Raw genomic sequence first — 18,818 nt, forward strand, 5'->3', positions numbered from 1 at the left:
CCCTTCCGGCGGATGACACTTGTCCAAGCAAGCATTCGCTCAAACTTTGACTCTGGCCCGCCCACCAGGAGGCTTCACATCATGCGTCAGCACGACACGCTCTTCATCGGGGGCGACTGGGTGGCCCCCGCCGGGACCGGCACCATCGACGTCGTCTCCCCGCACACCGAGGAGATCGTCGGCCGGGTGCCCGACGGCACCGCCGCCGACATGGACCGGGCGGTGGCCGCCGCCCGTCAGGCGTTCGACCACGGCCCGTGGCCGAGGATGACGATGCCCGAGCGCGCGGCCGTCGTCGGCAGGCTCGCCGAGCTCTACGCGGCCCGCCAGGGAGAGATGGCGGAGATCATCACCGAGGAGATGGGCTCCCCCATCACCTTCTCGCAGATGGCGCAGGCCCCCCAGCCGCTGGGCATGCTCCAGTACTACGCCGAGCTCGGCACGACCTTCCCCGTCGAGGAGGAGCGCCCCGGCACGTTCGGCACGGTGACCGTGCGCCGCGAGCCGGTCGGCGTGGTCGCCGCCGTGGTCCCGTGGAACGTCCCGCAGTTCGTCATCATGATCAAGCTGGCCCCGGCCCTGGTCGCGGGCTGCACGGTCGTGGTCAAGCCCGCGCCCGAGACGCCGCTCGACTCCTACCTGCTGGCCGAGATGATCAAGGAGGCGGGCATCCCCGACGGCGTCGTCAACATCGTCGCGGCCGGGCGCGAGGCGGGCGAGCACCTGGTCTCCCACCCCGGGGTGGACAAGGTGGCCTTCACCGGCTCCACCGCCGCCGGGCGCCGCATCGCGTCGATCTGCGGCGAGCAGCTCAAGCGCTGCACCCTGGAGCTGGGCGGCAAGTCCGCGGCGATCATCCTCGACGACTGCGACCTGCCCTCGGCGATGGGCTTCATGTCGATCGCCACGCTGATGAACAACGGCCAGGCCTGCGTCGCCCAGACCCGCATCCTGGCCTCGCGCAACCGCTACGACGAGGTCGTGGACGCGGTCGCGTCGATGGTGCGCGGCATGCAGGTCGGCGACCCGTCCGACCCGGCGACCGGCATCGGCCCGCTGGTGGCCAAGCGCCAGCAGGAGCGGGTCGAGGGCTACATCAAGATCGGTATCGACGAGGGCGCCAAGCCGGTCGTCGGCGGGCTGGACCGGCCGCACGACCGCGGCTGGTACGTGGCCCCGACCGTCTTCGCCGGCGCCACCAACGAGATGCGCATCGCCCGCGAGGAGATCTTCGGCCCGGTCCTGACGGTCATCCCGTACGAGGACGAGGCCGACGCCGTCCGGATCGCCAACGACAGCGACTACGGCCTGGCCGGGACGGTGTGGACCGCCGACACCCAGCACGGCATGGACATCGCCCGCCAGGTGCGCGCGGGCACCTACGGCGTCAACCTCTACATGATCGAGAACAGCTCGCCGTTCGGCGGCTTCAAGGGCAGCGGCCTCGGCCGCGAGCTTGGCCCCGAGGGACTCGCCTCCTACCTGGAGTACAAGTCGATCGCCCACATGTGAGCCGACCGTGAGGCGGCCGCGAGACGGCTGCTAGACGGCTGTGAGACGGCTGTGAGCAGACCGTGAACCGGCTGTGAGACGGCTCCCGGTGTGACGCTCCGGGAGCCGGGCCGCGGGACGTCCCGTGACCCGGCTCCCGGAGTGCTCCCGCGGGAACACCCGCCGGACGGGCGGTCCGGCCCGCCCCCGCGACGCTGGGCGACCGTCCGGTCACAAGAAGTATGTCCCATGACGACCGCCGAGCCATGATCCGTACCCGATAACTTCTCCTGAGGGGTTTCATCCCTCCACTGCGGGTGAACGGGTTTTCACCCGGCGTGGTGGGAGATGACCGACAGTGTCTGCCGGGCGATCTCGTACTCCTCGTCCGTGGGGATCACCGCGACCGTCACCCTCGCGCCGTCGGGCGAGACGACCGTGTCGCCCCGCCCGTTGCGGGCCGGGTCGACCGCGATGCCCAGCGCCTCCAGGCCGGCCAGCGCCCTGGCCCTGACCGGGGCGGAGTTCTCCCCGACGCCGCCGGTGAAGGCGATGACGTCGACCGTGCCCAGGACCGCGTAGTAGGCACCGACGTACTTGCGCAGGCGGTGGCAGTAGACCGACAGGGCCAGCTCGGCGTCCTCGTCGCCCGCCTCCACCCGCCCGGTCACGGCGCGCATGTCGTTGTCCCCGCACAGGCCGAGCATGCCGCTGCGCCGGTTGAGCAGCTCGTCGATCTCGTCGAGGGACATCTCCCCGGTGCGCGCCAGGTACAGGACGGCCGCCGGGTCCAGGTCGCCGCTGCGGGTGCCCATCACCAGGCCCTCCAGCGGCGTCATGCCCATGGAGGTGTCCACGCACCGCCCGGCGGAGACCGCCGAGGCGCTGGCGCCGTTGCCCAGGTGCAGCACGATCACGTTCGCGTCCGGGTCACCGGCCAGACGCGCGGCCTCGCGGGAGACGTAGGCGTGCGAGGTGCCGTGGAAGCCGTAGCGCCGCACGCCCAGCCGCCCGGCGAGCTCGCGGTCGATCGCGTACGTCGAGGCGGCCGGCGGGATCGTCGCGTGGAAGGCGGTGTCGAAGACCGCGACCTGCGGCAGGTCGGGCCGCAACCGCCGGGTGACCTCGATTCCGGCCAGGTTGGCCGGGTTGTGCAGGGGGGCGAGCGGGACGAGCTCGCGGATCCCGGCGACCACCTCGTCGGTGATGGGCGTGGGCTCGGTGAAGGCCGTGCCTCCGTGCACCACCCGGTGGCCGATGGCGGCCAGTTCCGGGGAGTCGAGCCCCAGGCCGTCGGCGGCGAGCCGCTCGGCGACGGTCTCCAGCGCCGCCCCGTGGTCGGGGACGGGCGAGCCGTCCTCGCCGATCCGCTCCACCGTGCCGGAGGCCAGCCGCTCGGTGCCCTCCAGGAGCCGGTACTTCACCGAGGAGGAGCCGGAGTTGAGGACGAGCACCCGCGCGGGGCCGTCCTTCCGGTCGTCACGGCCGGGAGACGCCGAAGACGCGGTCCGGTCGTCGTGGCCGGTGGACGCGACCTGGTTGCCATGACCGGAAGACGCGGGAGACGCCGAAGACGCGGGAGACGCCGAAGACGCGGCCCCGTCGTCGTGGCCGGGGGACGCCGCGGTCCGGTCGTCGTGGTCGTTCACGGGGTGACCTCCTGTGCCTGGACGGCGGTGATGGCGACGGTGCTCACGATGTCGGTGACCAGGGCCCCGCGCGACAGGTCGTTGACCGGCCTGCGCAGCCCCTGCAGGACGGGGCCGACCGCCACCGCCCCGGCCGAGCGTTGCACGGCCTTGTAGGTGTTGTTGCCGGTGTTGAGGTCCGGGAAGATCAGCACGGTCGCCTTCCCGGCGACCCGCGAGCCCGGGAGCTTGGCGGCGGCCACCCGGGCGTCCACCGCCGCGTCGTACTGGATGGGCCCCTCGACCAGCAGGTCGGGCGCGCGCCGGGCGACCAGGGCGGTGGCCTCGCGGACCTTGTCGACGTCGGCGCCCCTGCCGGACTCGCCGGTGGAGTACGAGAGCATCGCGATCGCGGGCTCGACGCCGAACCGCCTCGCCGTGCGGGCCGAGGAGATCGCGATGTCGGCGAGCTGCTCGGCGTCGGGGTCGGGGTTGATCGCGCAGTCGCCGTAGACGAGCACCCGGTCGGCCAGGCACATGAAGAACACCGAGGAGACGATCGAGGTGTCCGGGACCGTCCTGATGATCTGGAAGGCGGGCAGGATCGTGGCGGCCGTGGTGTGGGCGGCGCCGGAGACCATGCCGTGCACCAGGCCCCGGTGCAGCATCATCGTGCCGAAGAAGTTCACGTCGGCGACCACGTCCATGGCCAGCTCGGGGGTGATGCCCTTGTGCGCCCTCAGCTCGGCGTACTCGCGGGCGAAGGACTCCCGCAGCGGGGAGGTCAGCGGGTCGGCGATGTTCACGCCGGACAGGTCCAGGCCGAGGTCGCCGATCCGGCGGCGCACCACGTCCTCGCGGCCCAGCAGGGTGATGTCGACGATGCCGCGCCGCAGCAGGATGTCGGCGGCCCGCAGGATGCGGTCCTCCTCGCCCTCGGGCAGCACGATGTGCCGCCGGTCGGCGCGGGCCCGCTCCAGCAGCGTGTGCTCGAACATCATCGGGGTGACCCGCCGCGAGCGGGTCAGCTCGATCCGGTCGGCCAGGGCCGCCGAGTCCACGTGGGCCTCGAAGTGCCCCAGGGCCGTCTCGATCTTGCGGGGGTTGTCGACGGTGAGCCGTCCCTCCAGCCCGGCCAGGGTGGTCGCGACCGTGAAGCTGTCCTGCCGGGCCGCGAGGACCGGCACGCCGGGCGCCAGGCGGGCGGTGAGCGCCCGGACCGCCTCGGTGGGCCGCTCCCCCAGGGTGAGGACCACCCCGGCGGGCCGCGCCGTACCGGCGGCCTCCACGGCCAGCGAGGCCAGCAGCAGGTCGGCGCGGTCGCCGGGGGTGATCACCAGCGCGCCGTCGGCCAGGTGCTCCAGGAAGACCGGGAGCGTGGCCCCGCCGAAGACGAACCCGAGCACGTCGCGCAGGAGGCCGTCCTCGTCGCCCTGGATCGGCTCCGCGTCCACCGCGCGCATGACCTGCCCGACGGTCGGCGCCGAGAGCGAGGGGCGCTCGGGGATGGCGTAGCAGGGCACCGGCAGGTCGCACTCGATGACCGTGCCCTCCGGCACCCGGTTGGCGATCACCGCCAGCACCGTGCAGCCGAGGTCGGAGAAGACCTGGTGGCCGGTACGCATCTCGGTGGCGATCCCCTCGGCGCCGTCGCCGTGGGCGCCCACCACCACGATCACCGGGGCGCCGAACTCGGAGGCCAGGCGGGCGTTGAAGGCCAGCTCGCGGGGCAGGTCGTCGGTGGCGAAGGAGCTGCCCAGCACCAGCAGGGCGTCGCACTCGCGCTCCAGGGTGTGGAAGCGGGCGACCAGCCGGCCGATGAGCTCCTCGGCGCCCTTCTCGGCGTAGATCTCCGCGGCGTCCTCGGCGCTCACCCCGGTCGCCGAGGCCGCGGGACGGTACCTGTGCCCGAGCAGCTCCAGGATGCGGTCCTCGCCGCCCGCGGTGATGGGGCGGAACACCCCGACGCGGTCGGCCCGCCGGGTGAGCAGCTCCATCAGGCCGAGTTCGACGATCTGCCTGCCGTCTCCCCTGCCGAGACCCGCCACGTAGATGCTCCGCATGAACCCTCTCCCACCTCTGGCACGCCGTCGTGTCCCTGCGGATCGCCGCCCGCCGGGACGCGGCTCGCCGGCCCCTGGTCCCCGGCCGGGCGCCGGGACGCCGATCGTCACATCGTCAAATCGTCAAGAGGAGTAAACACCGTCCCGGGGGCGGGACCGGGCGGCGGCCCACTCCCCGATGCGGCGGACCAGCCCGGGCGTCGCCGCGTTCTCGGCGTGCCCGAACCCGGGCTCGACCCACAGCTCACCGGGCTCGCCCGCGGCCTCGTGGAGCTGGTGGGCGTGCTCCAGCGGGAAGAAGGCGTCCGCGTCGCCGTGCACGATCAGCAGCGGCACCGGCGAGATCATCGCGACCGCCTCGTACGGCGCGAGCGGAAGCGGGTCCCACACCCCCTTCATGATCCGGGTGCGCGTGCCGAGCCGCGCGGCCAGCCGCCCGGCGGGCCGCTCTATGGCCCAGTGCACCTGGCGCATCGGCCGGGTCCCCCGGTAGTACCAGCGCGCGGGCGCGCTGACCGAGACCACCGCGTCCACCCCGCCGAGCATCCCGGCGTGCCGCAGAACGACCGCCCCGCCCATGGAGAACCCGACGGTCACCACCCGGCGGTAGCCGAGCGTCCTGGCGTGCCGTACGGCCGCCTCCACGTCCCAGATCTCCAGGTCTCCCACGGTCGACTCCCCGGCCGAGCGGCCGTGCCCGCGGAAGTCGAACGCCACAACCCCGCCGAATCCGCTCAGCACGTGGGCGATCCGGCGGTTGGGGCGTCCCCGCAGCGAGCCGGTGAAGCCGTGGGCCAGCACGATCCCGAGCTCGCCGTCCCCGCGTGAGGGGGTGTGGGCGGCGTCGATCCGCAGGTCGTCGCGGGTTCTGAGCGTCACGGGGAAGGTCGGCGCGAGAGGCATGCGTCCGAGCTTAGGAGAGATCCGTCACGGCCGGTCACGACTACCCGGGGGTGAACCGCGGGTGAAAAAGGGCGCTCCACCGGGCGAAAAAGGGGACAAGAAGGGCCAACCGGCTCACTTCATGGACGGGAGACGTGAAGAGCGATTGTCCGGATCAACTAAAATGAGAGGGCCGCACGGTCCGCGGCCAGCCTCCACGATCACAGAGTGAGACTCCATCATGCCTTTGAACAGCCGCGACGACCTGCGGAACATCGCGATCATCGCGCACGTCGACCACGGCAAGACCACTCTCGTGGATGCCATGCTCTGGCAGTCCGGCGCCTTCCGCGTCAACCAGGACGTGGACGACCGTGTCATGGACTCCAACGACCTCGAACGCGAGAAGGGCATCACCATTCTCGCGAAGAACACCGCCGTCAAGCACGGCGGCATGACGCTCAACATCATCGACACCCCCGGTCACGCCGACTTCGGCGGTGAGGTCGAGCGCGGCCTGTCGATGGTCGACGGCGTGGTGCTGCTCGTCGACGCCTCCGAGGGCCCGCTCCCGCAGACGCGGTTCGTGCTCCGCAAGGCGTTCGCCGCGAAGATGCCGGTGATCCTGTGCATCAACAAGGTCGACCGTCCCGACGCCCGGATCAAGGAGGTCGTGGACGAGGTCTACGAGCTCTTCATCGACCTGGACGCCACCGAGGAGCAGATCGACTTCCCGATCGTCTACGCCTCGGCCAAGGCCGGCCGCGCCTCGCTCAACCGTCCCGAGGACGCCGGCATGCCGGATTCCGAGGACCTGGAGCCCCTGTTCGACGTCATCAAGAACACGATCCCGGCGCCGGTGTACGACCCGGAGGCCCCGTTCCAGGCGCACGTCACCAACCTGGACGCCTCCTCCTACCTGGGCCGGATCGCGCTCTGCCGCATCCACCAGGGCACCATCAAGAAGGGCCAGCAGGTCGCCTGGTGCCGCACCGACGGCTCCATCCAGCGGGTGAAGATCACCGAGCTGCTGATGACCGACGCGCTGGAGCGCAAGCCCGCCGAGGAGGCGGGCCCCGGTGACATCATCGCGATCGCCGGCATCCCGGACATCATGATCGGCGAGACCCTGGCCGACCCCGAGGACCCGCGCCCGCTGCCCCTGATCACGGTCGACGAGCCCGCGATCTCCATGACCGTCGGCACCAACACCTCGCCCATGGTCGGCCGGGTCAAGGGGTCCAAGGTCACCGCCCGCATGGTCAAGGACAGGCTCGACAAGGAGCTCGTCGGCAACGTGTCGCTGCGGGTCCTGCCGACCGACCGCCCCGACGCCTGGGAGGTCCAGGGCCGTGGCGAGCTGGCGCTGGCCATCCTGGTCGAGCAGATGCGCCGCGAGGGCTACGAGCTGACCGTCGGCAAGCCGCAGGTGGTCACCAAGGTCATCGACGGCAAGGTGCACGAGCCGGTCGAGCGGGTGACCATCGACTGCCCGGAGGAGTACCTCGGGGCGATCACCCAGCTCCTGGCGGTCCGCAAGGGCCGCATGGAGCACATGACCAACCACGGCACCGGCTGGATCCGGATGGAGTTCGTGGTCCCGGCCCGCGGCCTGATCGGCTTCCGTACCGAGTTCCTCACCGAGACCCGCGGCACCGGCATCGTCAACCACGTCTTCGAGGACTACGAGCCCTGGTTCGGCGAGCTGCGCACCCGCAACAACGGCTCGCTGGTGGCCGACCGTCCGGGCCCGGTCACCCCGTTCGCCATGCTGAACCTGCAGGAGCGCGGCGTCCTGTTCGTCCAGCCGACCACCGAGGTGTACGAGGGCATGATCGTCGGTGAGAACTCGCGCTCCGACGACATGGACGTGAACATCACCAAGGAGAAGAAGCTCACGAACATGCGCTCCTCGACGAGCGACACGACCGAGACGCTGATCCCGCCGCGTCAGCTCTCGCTGGAGCAGGCCCTGGAGTTCATCCGCGAGGACGAGTGCGTGGAGATCACCCCGGAGAACGTCCGTATCCGCAAGGTCGTGCTGGACGCCTCGACCCGCGCCCGCACCACCGCCCGCGCCAAGCGCACCAACTAGCCCGGCCGGCCCGGCGGCCGGTGAGCCGGCTTCCGCGCGACCACGAGGCGCCGTCCCTTCCGGGGCGGCGTTTCGCCGTTCCGGCACCGTGACATCGACCCCGGGTAACGGAACGGTGACCCTCCGTCTGATACTCATGAGGGGGAGAACCGCCGCGGTTCCTCGGTGTCGCGGAGGGGCGGCGGAATCAGGAGGGTTACGGGGTTACGGGGGATCTCATGCTTCATGCCGCACACCATCTGGCACTGGCCGTCGCGATCGGCGCGGGTACGGCCACCGTCTCGTCGCCCGCGCCGCCGCCCCCGGCGTCGCCGGGAGCCCCCTCCCCCTCGGGAACGGCGGGTTCCCCCGGAGCGGCAGGACCGGCGGGCGCGGAGGTCAAGGGAGTGAAGGGCCAGACGCTCGGGGCGCTCGTCGTGGAGGAGGCGGGGTCGGGCAGGACCAGGCTCACGGTCACCGTCAGCGGGCTGCCCCCCGGCTACCACGGCTTCCACGTGCACACCAAGGGCGTCTGCGACGCCACGTCCAAGGACCCCGCGACCGGGAGCCCCTTCTTCAGCGCGGGCCCGCACTTCAGCCTCGGCCCCGGCGACCACCCGGGCCACGCGGGCGACCTGCCCGACCTCCTGGTCGGGAAGGACGGCAAGGGCGGGACGGTCGTCATGACCGACCGCTTCACGGTGGCCCAGCTCCTGGACGGCGACGGCAGCGCCGTCATCGTGCACGCCCTGGCCGACAACCAGGCCAACGTCCCCGAGCGCTACGCCCGGGAGGGGCCGGACGCCACCACCCGGGCGACCGGCGACTCGGGGGGCCGTGTCGCCTGCGGCGTGATCACGAGACGTTAGCGGTCCCCGGCCCGGGGCGGTCCTCCGCGACCGGCCGGACGGCTCCGGGCCTCCGCCAGCCGATCACCGTACGCGGGCGGGGCGAGGTCTCCGCCCGGCGCGGGGCGTGAGGAGGCCCCGCCCCGCGCCGGGCGGGTGTCACTTGACGTTCGGGCCGCGCCAGCTGAAGGTCAGCGCGCTCAGCAGCAGGCCCGCCAGGCACCAGGCGCCGAGCACCAGGGCGACCCGGTCGAGCTCCCAGCTGCCCGCCGGTTCGACGCGGGCGAACGCCTCCGGCAGGAAGACCGACCGCAGGCCCTGCGTCATCCACTTCAGCGGGAAGAGCGCGGCGGTGTTCTGCATCCAGAGCGGAAGCTGGTTGAAGGGGAAGAACACCCCCGAGATGAACTGCAGGACCAGGAACGGCGGCGTCACGATGGCCGAGGCCGACCGGCTGTTGGGGATGAGCGCGGTGAAGGCGATCGCCAGCAGCGAGCAGGCCACCGCGCCCAGGAAGAGCACCCAGAACAGGGTCAGCCAGGCGTTGAGGGTGGAGGGCAGCGGGAGTTTGAAGAGCGCGAGCGCGACCCCGAGGAGGATCACCGTCTCGATGACGCCGGTCACCGCGACACGGACGATCTTTCCGATGAAGTACGCGGACTTGGGCATCGGCGAGCAGGCCAGCCGGCGGATCGTCCCGGTGTCCCGCTCGATGGCGATGTTGATGGCCAGCCCGGTGAAGCTGACGCTCATCACGCCACTGGCGATGATCCCGGCGATGAACACCTGCTTGAAGTCGACCGTCGTGCCCTCCACCGTCCCGGAGAAGATCGACCCCAGCACGACCAGCAGCATGATCGGAAAGGCGAGGGTGAAGATCAGCGACTGCCGGTTGCGGAAGAACGACTTGAGCTCGACCTTCGACCGCGCGACCGAGGCACGCCAGAGCCCGGGACGCGCGTACGGCGCGCGGGGCGCGGGAGACGCGCCGGCCGGGGGGACGACCGGGGCCGTCAAAGTCGCGGAGGTCGCGGAGGTGGCGGGGGTAACTGTCGTTTCCGCGGGGATGTCGGCGACGTGCCGTTCCGTCGTCATCGGGTGCCCTCTTCCCGGTTCTTGATGAGCTGGAGATAGACCTCTTCGAGCGTCGGCCGGTGGATGCGCAGCTCGTCGAGTTCCCGTACGCCCGCCGCGTGGGCCCAGGGCAGCAGTGCCGCCAGGGTCTCCGTGGGCTCGTGGGTCTGCACCCTCACCCTCCCGGCCTGCTCGCTCGCCTGTGAGCCGGGGGGCAGCTGGGGAAGGGGGAGGCCGTCGAGCGGGCCCGAGGCGACGAACTCGACCACCGAGCGGTCGGTCTTCCTGCCGCCCAGTTCCGAGATCGGCCCCGTCTCCACGATCTTCCCGGCGACGATGATCGCGGCCCGCTGCGCGAGCGCCTCCACCTCGTCCAGGTAGTGCGTGGTCAGGACGGTGGTCTTGCCCCGGTCGGCGAAGTGCCGCACCAGGTCCCAGGCCTCTCGCCTGGCGACCGGGTCGAGCCCGGTGGTCGGCTCGTCGAGAAAGATGAGGTCGGGGTCGCCGACCACTCCCACGGCCACGTCCAGCCTGCGTAACTGGCCGCCGGAGAGCTGCTGCGCCTGCTTGCGCCGCTGGGACGTCAGCCCCACCATGTCGATGACCTCGTCGGGCGGGAGCGGCGCCGGGTAGAAGGCGGCGAAGTGCTCGACCACCTCGCGTACGGTGAGGTCGAGGTAGGCGCCGGTGGTCTGCGGCACCACGCCGATCCGCGCCCGCCAGGCCGGGGTGTCCTCGGCCGGGTCGCACCCGAGCACCCGGACCTCCCCGCCGGTCCTGCGGCGTACCCCTTCGAGGATCTCGACCGTGGTCGTCTTGCCCGCGCCGTTCGGTCCCAGCAGCGCGAAGACCTCACCGGAACGTACCTCGAAATCGATGTTGTCCACGACGGCCGTCGAGCCGTACTTTTTTTCCAGTGAATGTACGTAAATCGGGCTATCAGCCTCAACAGCAGGCACGGCTTACCTCTCGAACTCGATGCACTTCCGGCGCAACAGCAAGATCGGAACAGCGGAATTCGCCATCGTCGACCTCATGAACGCCACTCCCTGTGAAATCGCTTCTTCCGGGGCGCTCCTCGACGTGAATCCCCGGGGTGCCCTGTTCTCCGTCGCGCGCCGGCCCTGTTTCCGGACATTCCATCCCGTGCCGGGGAGCCGCGTCCGGCACGCCGGACAGAACAGGCGAAATGGGCGGCCCGCCGGGACGACCGGGGCACCCGGGTCCGCGACGGTCGACCGGCCCGCGTCGACCGGCCCGCGTCGACCGGCCCGGGAAGGCGGGCGCGTGCGCGACGCGCCGCCTCCTCCTGAACGTCCCGCGCGAGAACCGGCGTTCCTCGCGAAGGCGGGCGCGGGACCTCGCCGGACGCGGGTCAGTATCGGGGTCTGCGGCTGAGGGCCACCCCCGCCACCAGGAACAGGGCTCCGACGACCCCGGCGATCAGTGCCGCGGTGCTGTTGGCGGGGGTCGCGCTGGCCTGCATGACGGCGGTGACGACGCCCATCAACCCGCTGATATAGCAGAAGATCGTGATGAAGATCTTGACGTTGGTGTTCATGTGCTTCCTTCGGTGGGGTGGCGTCCCTCGGGGAGGGGGCCGGGAGCGGTGCCGGCTGCGGTGAAGCCCAGGAGCATCACCCAGGCGTCTGGGTCTGACCGGAACCTGTTCCAGCGATCGGCGGCCAGAGCCACCTCCTGAAAGGACAGCACACCGGAGGCCAGGAGCGGTTGCAGCCGCCCCGGGCCGAGGTGAGGAGCGAAATCGTCCGTCGGCCGGGTGTCGTTGGTGGTGGCGAAGGGGCGGATGCCGACGTCGGTGAACCCGGCGCCGCGCAGCAGGCGGGTGAGACGGCGGCCGATCGCGCGGTCGCCGCCCGCGGCCTGCTGGGTGGCCGCGATCTTGGCGTGGACGCCCGCCAGCTCCGGGTGGGCCGGGTCGGCCAGCCCCCAGCAGGAGGCGTCCACCTCGGTGATCATGATGCGGCCCCCGGGGCGGAGGATCCGCAGGGCCTCGGCCAGGGCGGGGGCCGGGTCGGAGAGGTGCTGCAGGACGTACCTAAGCAGTACGTATCCCGCGCTCGCCGTCTCCAGGGGCAGGTCGGCGGCGTCGGCGACGATCAGTTCCGCGCCCGCGCCCTCGGCGTGGGCGAGCAGGCCCGGATCGATGTCCACCGCGATCAGCGACAGGTCGGGAAGGGCCTGCCGCAGCCGCCTGGTGATCGCGCCGGAACCCGCGCCGACCTCGACCAGCGGGCCGTCCGACGAGGTCAGCCCGAAGTCGCGGAGCAGGCACAGCTCCTCCTCGAACGAGAGCGCCGCCTGCGCCTCCAGCCGCGCCAGCTCTCCCGACAGGCCGCCCGACGTGGTGGTGGCGGGATCGTAGGAACCGGCGTCCGGCCTCGGGGCGGCGGACGTGGCCGGGGTGGCGGGGGTGGCGGGGGTGGCGGGGGTGTCGATGGTCATCGGGGGCTCACCACCATGCGCATGCCGTGCTTGGGACGCAGCGTCACCAGCGCCTCGGGCTCCACGGGGAAACCGGGTTCCAGCTCCAGCCGTACCGACTGCGAGACCACCGCGAGGACCAGCGTGGCCTCGATGAGCGCCAGGTGCTGGCCGATGCAGATGCGCTCGCCGCCGCCGAACGGCAGGTACAGGTGGCTGGGCAGGTCGGCGTTCTCGAAACGGTCGGGTACGTACTCCTCCGGCCGGTCCCAGTAGCGGGGATGGCGGTGCAGCACCCACTGGCTGACGCAGACCAGCGCGCCGGGCGGTACGTGGTGGCCGTCGATCTCGTCGGCGCCGGTGGCCCGGCGCGAGATCAGCCAGACCGGCGGGTAGAGCCGCATCGCCTCCTGCACGGCGCGCCGGCAGAGCGGCAGGTCGGGCAGGTCCGCGGCCGTCGGCGGGCGTCCGCCCAGCACCCGGTCGACCTCGTCGCGGATCCGCGCGGCCTCCTCGGGGTGGCGGTCCAGCAGGTAGAAGGTCCAGGTCAGGCTCTTGGCGGTGGTCTCGTGGCCCGCCATGATCAGGGTCAGCACCTGGTCGCGCAGGTCGGTGTCGTCGAGCGCGCCGAGCATGCTGTCGAGCAGGGTCCCGGTGGCCTGCGGGCAGGAGCGGCGGGAGGCGATGACGGTGCGCGTGACCATGTCCAGCAGGGCGCGGGCACGTACGTAGCCCTGCCGGCGGCTCTCGGTGTCCGCCGGGTCCGGGTCGGGGCTGGGGACGTAGTGGCCGATGTAGCGGTTGATCGCGTCGACCGCGCGGCCGAACCCGTCGCCCGCCGCGCCGAGGTCCACGTCCAGCACCGCGCGGGTCAGGATCGACAGGGTCAGCGAGGTGAGCTGGTGGTCGAGCGGCTGGGACACGCCCGGCCCGGCGGCGCGCCAGCGCGCCAGCAGGGCCTCGGTCTCCTCGACGATGATCCCGTCGAAGGAGGCGACCTCGCTGCGCCGGAAGGCCGGCGCGCACAGCTTGCGCTGCCGGGCCCACTCCTCACCGTCGCTGGTGAGCAACCCGTTGCCGAGCAGCGGGCGCAGCATGTGGTCGTCGGGCGTGTTCTCCTTCGTGTAGTTCCCCACGTTGTCCTTGAGGACGTACCGGGCGAGGTCCGGGCGGTGGAGCATGAACACGGTCTCGCCGTCCGCGTCGTGGACGCTGACGTCCCCGTGGTCGCGCGCCAGGCCGGTGACGAACCCCAGGGGGTCGTTACGCATGCGTTCCATGTCCACCGGGCCCGACGGCCCGGGGGGTGCTTTCGTGCTGACGGTCGTCACCGACACCTCCGGATGGCGTACGTAAGTATTTTTAAATACGTATTCACAGGTGTCGGATATACGTATTGATCGTCATTGATGGTTCGATCCCGACTATGGGATGCTTGCAATGTAACACCGCATTATGCAGGTATCAATACTTACATTAATTGCCGCACAATTAAGTCTTGGTATGTACGCCGGATCATGCGACAGTTCAATCAGTCGCCGGCACGGAGAGCGCCGGCGAAAACAAAGGAGAATGACATGGCACTTGCCCAGCAGGAGCGCGCGGAATTCATCAACTCCTACACCCGCACCCTGATCAACGCGTGGTCGGACGAGAGCTACTCCGCCAGGCTGAGCGCCAACCCCCGTGAGGCGCTGGCCGAGTCCGGCCTGACGATCCCCACGGGCAGCGAGGTCGTCGTCGTCCGTCACATCCCGGACGGTCACGAGGAGGGCAACATGGACGTCCAGGTCGCCCTCTGGGAGAAGGGCCTGGAGAGCGGCGTCTTCGAGCTCCACATCCCCGAGACCCCCGTCGTCGACGCGACCGAGCTGAGCGAGGGCGACCTCGCGGCCGTCACCGCCGGCGTGCAGGTCGAGTCCTGCTACTACTGCTGCTGCCCCTGCTGCTGCTGCACCTGATCACCGGCGGCACGTGACGGCGGTACATGAAAGAAGCGGTGAAGAGGTACGGGTCCTCGGCCAGAGTCCGGCCAGGGGCCCGCGAGGACGACGGGCGCCGATCGGGCAGTGGTGGCCCGTCGGCGGGCGTGGGCTCCGGTGCCGTCCGTGCATAGCGAAGGAGAGTTCCCCGCGTGACGGCCAGCACCGAGATCCGTTTTCCCGCCGACGTCCCCCATCCCTTCTCCCCGGCGGGACGGCTCGATCCCTACCCGTCCTACGACTGGCTGCGTTCCCGCTCCCCGGTCCACCACGACCCCATGGCACGGCTGTGGCTGGTGACCGGGCACGCCGACTGCGCCGCCGTCCTGCGCGACCGCGCATTCTCCGCGAGCGAGGGCCAGCAGGGACGGGCGCGCGACGAGGACCTGCCGCCGTCGATGCTCACCACCGACCCGCCCGACCACACCAGGTTGCGCACGCCGGGCCTGCTGCTGCTGGGCCCCGCCGCGATCGCCTCGGTGGCCGACGGCATCACCGCCGACGTGGACGACCTCCTCGACGGCCTGGCGGCCGAGCCCGTGGTCGACGCGATCGAGCGGATCGGGAGCCCGCTGGCCACCTCTGTCTTCCTGCGGCTGTTCGGGCTTGCCGAGAGCGACCGCAAGGCCTTCTCCCAGCTCGCCCAGGCGGCCTCGATCAACCTGGACCCGCTGGCCGGGCCGCAGGTGGCGGCCCTGGGCCGATCCGCCATGAAGGAACTGACCCGGTTCCTCCAGGCGCACTGCGCCACCCTGACCTCGGGGCCCTCGGGGCCCTCCGCCGCGTCGAGCCCGCTGGCCCGCCTGGTCGCCGACGACCGGCTGACCGACGCCGAGACGCTGGGCGTGCTCGGCCTGGCCGTCGTGGGCGGATGGCAGCCGCTGGCCGAGGCGATCGGCAACGCGATGTACTGGCTGCTGCCCCGGCCCGAGGCGCTGACCTCGCTCCGCCTGGGCGGTGAGGAACTCGCGCGCACCGCCGTCGACGAGCTGCTGCGGCTGGAGGCGCCGATCCCGTTCACCGCCAGGGTCGCGCTCACGGACGTGAGACTGCCGGGCGGCGAGGTGCCCCGCGGCGCCCGGGTGCTGGCGATCGTGGCCGCGGCCAACCGGGACCCGGCCGTCTTCGAACGGCCCAGCAATCTCGTGCTCGACCGTTCGCCCAACCCGCACCTGGCCTTCGGCGGCGGGCCGCACTTCTGCCTGGCGGCGCAGCTCGTCCGGCAGACCGGAGCGGTGCTGCTGTCCCGCCTGGCCGAGCGGTTCCCCGCCGCGTCGCTGGCCGACCCCCGCCCCGCCTGGGCCTCGACGCTGGTCCCCCGGCGGCTGCGCGCCCTCCCGGTGGCCCTGGGAGGCGGGGATGCGCGCTGACGCCGCCGACGTCCTCGTCATCGGGGCCGGAGTCAGCGGGCTGACCTGCGCCTCCATCCTGCACCGGGCCGGAGTGCGTACGGTGGTGCTCGAAGCCAGATCGCGGATCGGCGGACGGGTACGTACCTTCCGCCCCGCGGACGGCGGGCCGTCGCTGGAGCTGGGCGCGCAGATCGTGCACGGCGACCGCAACCCCGCCCACGCGCTCGTGGGGACCGAGACCGCCCCCCGCCCCGCCGCCGCGCGGGTGATCAGCGGCCGGGTCGGCCGCCCCATGGGGGCGCTGGCCCGTACGCCGTGCCCGCCGTGGACGATGGAGGCCCGGCTGAACGCCGAGGGCGCCGCCGACGGCGTCTCCGTGAACGAATGGCTCCGCGACAACGGCGGGCCCGCGCCGGTGGCGAGCGAGTGGCTGCGCCAGATCTGGGCGGCCGACCCCGACCGGCTCAGCGCCCGGGGCGTGTCCGAGGCCCAGCGGGGCGACACCGCCGGGCACGGCGAGTTCGTCGTCTCCGACGGTTTCGACCGCCTGCCGCGACGGCTGGCGCGGGGCCTGGAGGTGCACGTCGGCCGCCCCGTCGAGGTGCTCGGCTGGTCACCGGGACGGGTCAGCGCGCGGACGGCCACCGGGACGGTCGAGGCCGGCCGGGTGGTGGTGACCGTGCCGCCCGCCGTCGTGGCCGGCGGGACGCTCACCATCGAGGACCTTCCCGAGGACAAGGCCGAGGCCGCGCGGGAACTGACGCCCGGGGACGGCTGCTGCGTGGTCGTGACCCTGTCCGCCCCGGCGCCGGAGACGGCGTCGGTGTTCGACGCCGACGGCGTCAGCGGCTTCGTGAGCTGCCGCGAGGGACGCCCCGAGGTGCTGATCGTGGCCAGGGACGCGGCCGCCGCCTGCGTGCGGGCCGCGGCCGGTCCCGATCTGGCGGCGATGCTCACCGTGGCGCTGCCCTGGAGCGCGGGGACCCGGGTGCTGGACACCGAGATCGCCGACTGGGGAGCCGACCCGTGGAGCCGGGGCGCGTTCACCGCGCCGCGGCTCGGCGCGGAGCGGGCTCCGGCCCGCTGGGCCGAACCGGTCGAGGACACGCTCTTCTTCGCGGGAGAGGCGACGGTCTCGGGAACGCGGCCGCCGTGGGTGCAGGGAGCGATCGTCAGCGGGACGAACGCCGCCGAACGGCTACTGAAGGCGATGGGCAGATGACGGCACCGCATTCCGGCTGGCATCTGCCGGCCTTCGTCTCGGAACTCACCGCGGAGGTGACCCCCCTGGAGCTCGGGACCCGGCGGCTGGTGGCCGTGCGGGACGAGACGGGCATCCGCGTCTTCGACGCCGACTGCCCGCACCGGGGCGCGCACCTGGGCTACGGGGGACGGCTCGCCGACGGCTGCCTGGTCTGCCCGTTCCACGGCCGCCGGATCGGGCTGGGCGACACCTCCAAGCGGCTGTCGGTGGCCGAGCACCACGTGCTCGTCTCCGGCGACGCCGTGTTCGTACGCCTCTCCGACGGCCCCGACGACGACCGCGGGTTCACCCGGGCGATCAAGGAACTGGCCGACAGCCACCCGCTGACCGCGGCCGTGAGCAGGCCGATGAACGCCGACCCCCTGCTGATCGTGGAGAACGCCTTCGACATCGACCACTTCAGCGAGGTGCACAAGGTCCCGAGGGTGCACGCGATGGCGCACCGCGACGGGGACGAGGGCGAGCTGGTCATGGAGGGCGAGTTCATCATGGCCTCCATGCCGACCAAGGGGGGCGGCCCGCCGCGGGTCGTCGGGTCCCGTTTCCTGGCCCGCGCCTACAGCCCCGGCGTGGTCGTCACCCTGTTCGGGCCGCCCGGCCGGGAACAGGTCATCGTCACCGCGGCCGTGCCGTACGAGAAGGGCGGGTGCGCGGTGCGCGTGGCGATCGGGGTGCGCGACGAGCAGCGCGACGAGCTGCCGCTGCTCGTGCAGGGCAGCGAGCGGGCGCTGAACGAGGACGCGGTCATCTGGGAACGGCTGAATCCGCGGACGACACCGCGCCTGGACGCCAGGGACGCGGCCGTCGTGGCCTACCGGGAGTTCTGCGCGACCTTCCCGGAGCGGGCGTGAACGGGCCCCGCGACCTTCCCGTGGCGAACGGCGACGGGCCGCGCGATCTTCCGGGGGCGGGCATGGACGGACTGCGCGTCATCGAGTCGGGGACGGGCCCGGCGGTGCTGTGGGTGCACGGCTACACCATGGACTCCACGCTGTGGGAACCCCTGTGGAACCTGCTGCCGGGCTGGCGCCACCTGGGCGTCGACCTTCCCGGCCACGGCGGGTCCGAGCCGCTGCGGCCCGGCCTGACGCTGCCCGAGCTCGCCCTGCGGCTGGCCGCCTTCGCCGAGGCCGAGGGCGCGCACCGGGTGGTGGGGCTCTCCTTCGGCTCCAGCGTCACGCTGCAGATGGCCCTGGAGGCACCCGAGGTCGTGCACAACCTGGTGCTCGCGGCGCCGACGCTCGGCGGCGCGCCCCCCGACCCCGCGGCCCGGCGGCGCTACATGGAGCTGATGACGCTGCGCCGGGCGCGCGGCGCGCCCGAGCAGATGGCCGAGCTGTGGATGGACTCCCCGCCGGACATCTTCCGCGGCACCGAGGCGCATCCCGAGCTGCGGGCCCGGCTGCGGGAGGTGATCGGCAGGCACTCCTGGGCGGAGCTGGACACCGGGGCGATGGCGATGATCGGCATGCACCGGCATCCGCCCGAGGACCTCGCCCGCGTCAGGGCCAGGACGATGGTGATCGTCGGTGACTCCGACATGCCCGTCTTCACGGCCAACGCCGAGACCCTGCGCCGGAACGTCCCCGGCTGCGAGGTGCGGGTGATCCCCGGTACGGCACATCTTCCCCTACTGGAACGTCCAGAAATAGCATCTGATGCCGTATTTAAGGGGCTGTCACTACCTGAGAAGGTAGGGAAGTAATCTGATCGCA

At 71.9% G+C, this 18,818-nt stretch carries 16 protein-coding genes; 8 read left to right on the top strand and 8 right to left on the bottom strand.

Features of this window, described 5'->3' with window-relative positions; translation table 11 throughout:
- Positions 1-81 precede the first annotated feature (81 nt).
- Positions 82-1,512: an aldehyde dehydrogenase gene (locus ACLQ2R_RS09140; RefSeq protein ID WP_425958927.1), complete on the top strand. Its 1,431-nt coding sequence runs from the start codon at positions 82-84 to the stop codon at positions 1,510-1,512.
- Between the two features lie 308 nt (positions 1,513-1,820).
- On the opposite strand, the gene ACLQ2R_RS09145 is transcribed toward ACLQ2R_RS09140, so the two are convergent.
- From ACLQ2R_RS09145 to ACLQ2R_RS09155, 3 genes are all read right to left on the bottom strand, one after another.
- The gene (locus tag ACLQ2R_RS09145) at positions 1,821-3,140 is read right to left on the bottom strand and encodes an acetate/propionate family kinase (RefSeq protein ID WP_425958928.1); all 1,320 of its coding nucleotides are present in this window, start codon (positions 3,138-3,140) and stop codon (positions 1,821-1,823) included.
- On the bottom strand, positions 3,137-5,182 hold the full coding sequence (gene pta / locus ACLQ2R_RS09150) for a phosphate acetyltransferase (protein WP_425958929.1): 2,046 nt from the start codon (positions 5,180-5,182) through the stop codon (positions 3,137-3,139). The genes ACLQ2R_RS09145 and pta overlap by 4 nt, the downstream gene beginning before the upstream one ends.
- 123 nt (positions 5,183-5,305) lie before the next feature.
- On the bottom strand, positions 5,306-6,085 hold the full coding sequence (locus tag ACLQ2R_RS09155) for an alpha/beta hydrolase (protein ID WP_425958930.1): 780 nt from the start codon (positions 6,083-6,085) through the stop codon (positions 5,306-5,308).
- A gap of 220 nt (positions 6,086-6,305) precedes the next feature.
- Between ACLQ2R_RS09155 and typA the strand changes: the two genes are divergently transcribed.
- Both typA and ACLQ2R_RS09165 read left to right on the top strand, forming a co-directional pair.
- Positions 6,306-8,159: a translational GTPase TypA gene (typA, locus tag ACLQ2R_RS09160; RefSeq protein ID WP_425958931.1), complete on the top strand. Its 1,854-nt coding sequence runs from the start codon at positions 6,306-6,308 to the stop codon at positions 8,157-8,159.
- Between the two features lie 218 nt (positions 8,160-8,377).
- Positions 8,378-9,007: a superoxide dismutase family protein gene (locus ACLQ2R_RS09165; RefSeq protein WP_425958932.1), complete on the top strand. Its 630-nt coding sequence runs from the start codon at positions 8,378-8,380 to the stop codon at positions 9,005-9,007.
- 138 nt (positions 9,008-9,145) lie between these two features.
- Here the strand turns inward: ACLQ2R_RS09165 and ACLQ2R_RS09170 are convergent, their stop codons facing one another.
- From ACLQ2R_RS09170 to ACLQ2R_RS09190, 5 genes are all read right to left on the bottom strand, one after another.
- Entirely contained in the window at positions 9,146-10,081 is a 936-nt protein-coding gene (locus ACLQ2R_RS09170; protein WP_425958933.1) for an ABC transporter permease, read from the bottom strand.
- Positions 10,078-10,947 carry an ABC transporter ATP-binding protein gene (locus tag ACLQ2R_RS09175; RefSeq protein ID WP_425958934.1) on the bottom strand — a complete coding sequence of 290 codons (870 nt, stop codon included), beginning with the start codon at positions 10,945-10,947 and terminating at the stop codon, positions 10,078-10,080. The genes ACLQ2R_RS09170 and ACLQ2R_RS09175 overlap by 4 nt, the downstream gene beginning before the upstream one ends.
- Before the next feature lie 488 nt (positions 10,948-11,435).
- Complete coding sequence (locus tag ACLQ2R_RS09180; protein ID WP_425958935.1) at positions 11,436-11,621, bottom strand: hypothetical protein; 186 nt, start codon at positions 11,619-11,621, stop codon at positions 11,436-11,438.
- Entirely contained in the window at positions 11,618-12,526 is a 909-nt protein-coding gene (locus tag ACLQ2R_RS09185) for a class I SAM-dependent methyltransferase (protein WP_425958936.1), read from the bottom strand. Before ACLQ2R_RS09185 ends, ACLQ2R_RS09180 begins: the two co-directional genes overlap by 4 nt.
- Complete coding sequence (locus ACLQ2R_RS09190) at positions 12,523-13,776, bottom strand: cytochrome P450 (RefSeq protein ID WP_425958937.1); 1,254 nt, start codon at positions 13,774-13,776, stop codon at positions 12,523-12,525. Before ACLQ2R_RS09190 ends, ACLQ2R_RS09185 begins: the two co-directional genes overlap by 4 nt.
- 306 nt (positions 13,777-14,082) lie before the next feature.
- Here ACLQ2R_RS09190 and ACLQ2R_RS09195 point away from each other — a divergent pair, with 306 nt between their 5' ends.
- The 5 genes from ACLQ2R_RS09195 to ACLQ2R_RS09215 all read left to right on the top strand — a co-directional run bounded on the left by ACLQ2R_RS09195 (position 14,083) and on the right by ACLQ2R_RS09215 (position 18,808).
- Positions 14,083-14,466, top strand: coding sequence for a hypothetical protein (locus tag ACLQ2R_RS09195; RefSeq protein WP_386242439.1), 384 nt, complete (start codon positions 14,083-14,085; stop codon positions 14,464-14,466).
- 173 nt (positions 14,467-14,639) lie between these two features.
- A complete protein-coding gene (locus tag ACLQ2R_RS09200; protein WP_425958938.1) occupies positions 14,640-15,857 on the top strand; it encodes a cytochrome P450 in 1,218 nt (405 codons plus the stop codon).
- Positions 15,847-17,061, top strand: a complete 1,215-nt coding sequence (locus tag ACLQ2R_RS09205; protein ID WP_425958939.1) for a flavin monoamine oxidase family protein — start codon at positions 15,847-15,849, stop codon at positions 17,059-17,061. The genes ACLQ2R_RS09200 and ACLQ2R_RS09205 overlap by 11 nt, the downstream gene beginning before the upstream one ends.
- Positions 17,058-17,954, top strand: a complete 897-nt coding sequence (locus ACLQ2R_RS09210) for a Rieske 2Fe-2S domain-containing protein (RefSeq protein WP_425958940.1) — start codon at positions 17,058-17,060, stop codon at positions 17,952-17,954. The genes ACLQ2R_RS09205 and ACLQ2R_RS09210 overlap by 4 nt, the downstream gene beginning before the upstream one ends.
- A complete protein-coding gene (locus ACLQ2R_RS09215; RefSeq protein ID WP_425958941.1) occupies positions 17,951-18,808 on the top strand; it encodes an alpha/beta fold hydrolase in 858 nt (285 codons plus the stop codon). Before ACLQ2R_RS09210 ends, ACLQ2R_RS09215 begins: the two co-directional genes overlap by 4 nt.
- Positions 18,809-18,818: the final 10 nt, after the last annotated feature.

The sequence above is a fragment of the Streptosporangium sp. DT93 genome (genome assembly GCF_049844535.1).
Lineage (GTDB): Bacteria > Actinomycetota > Actinomycetes > Streptosporangiales > Streptosporangiaceae > Streptosporangium.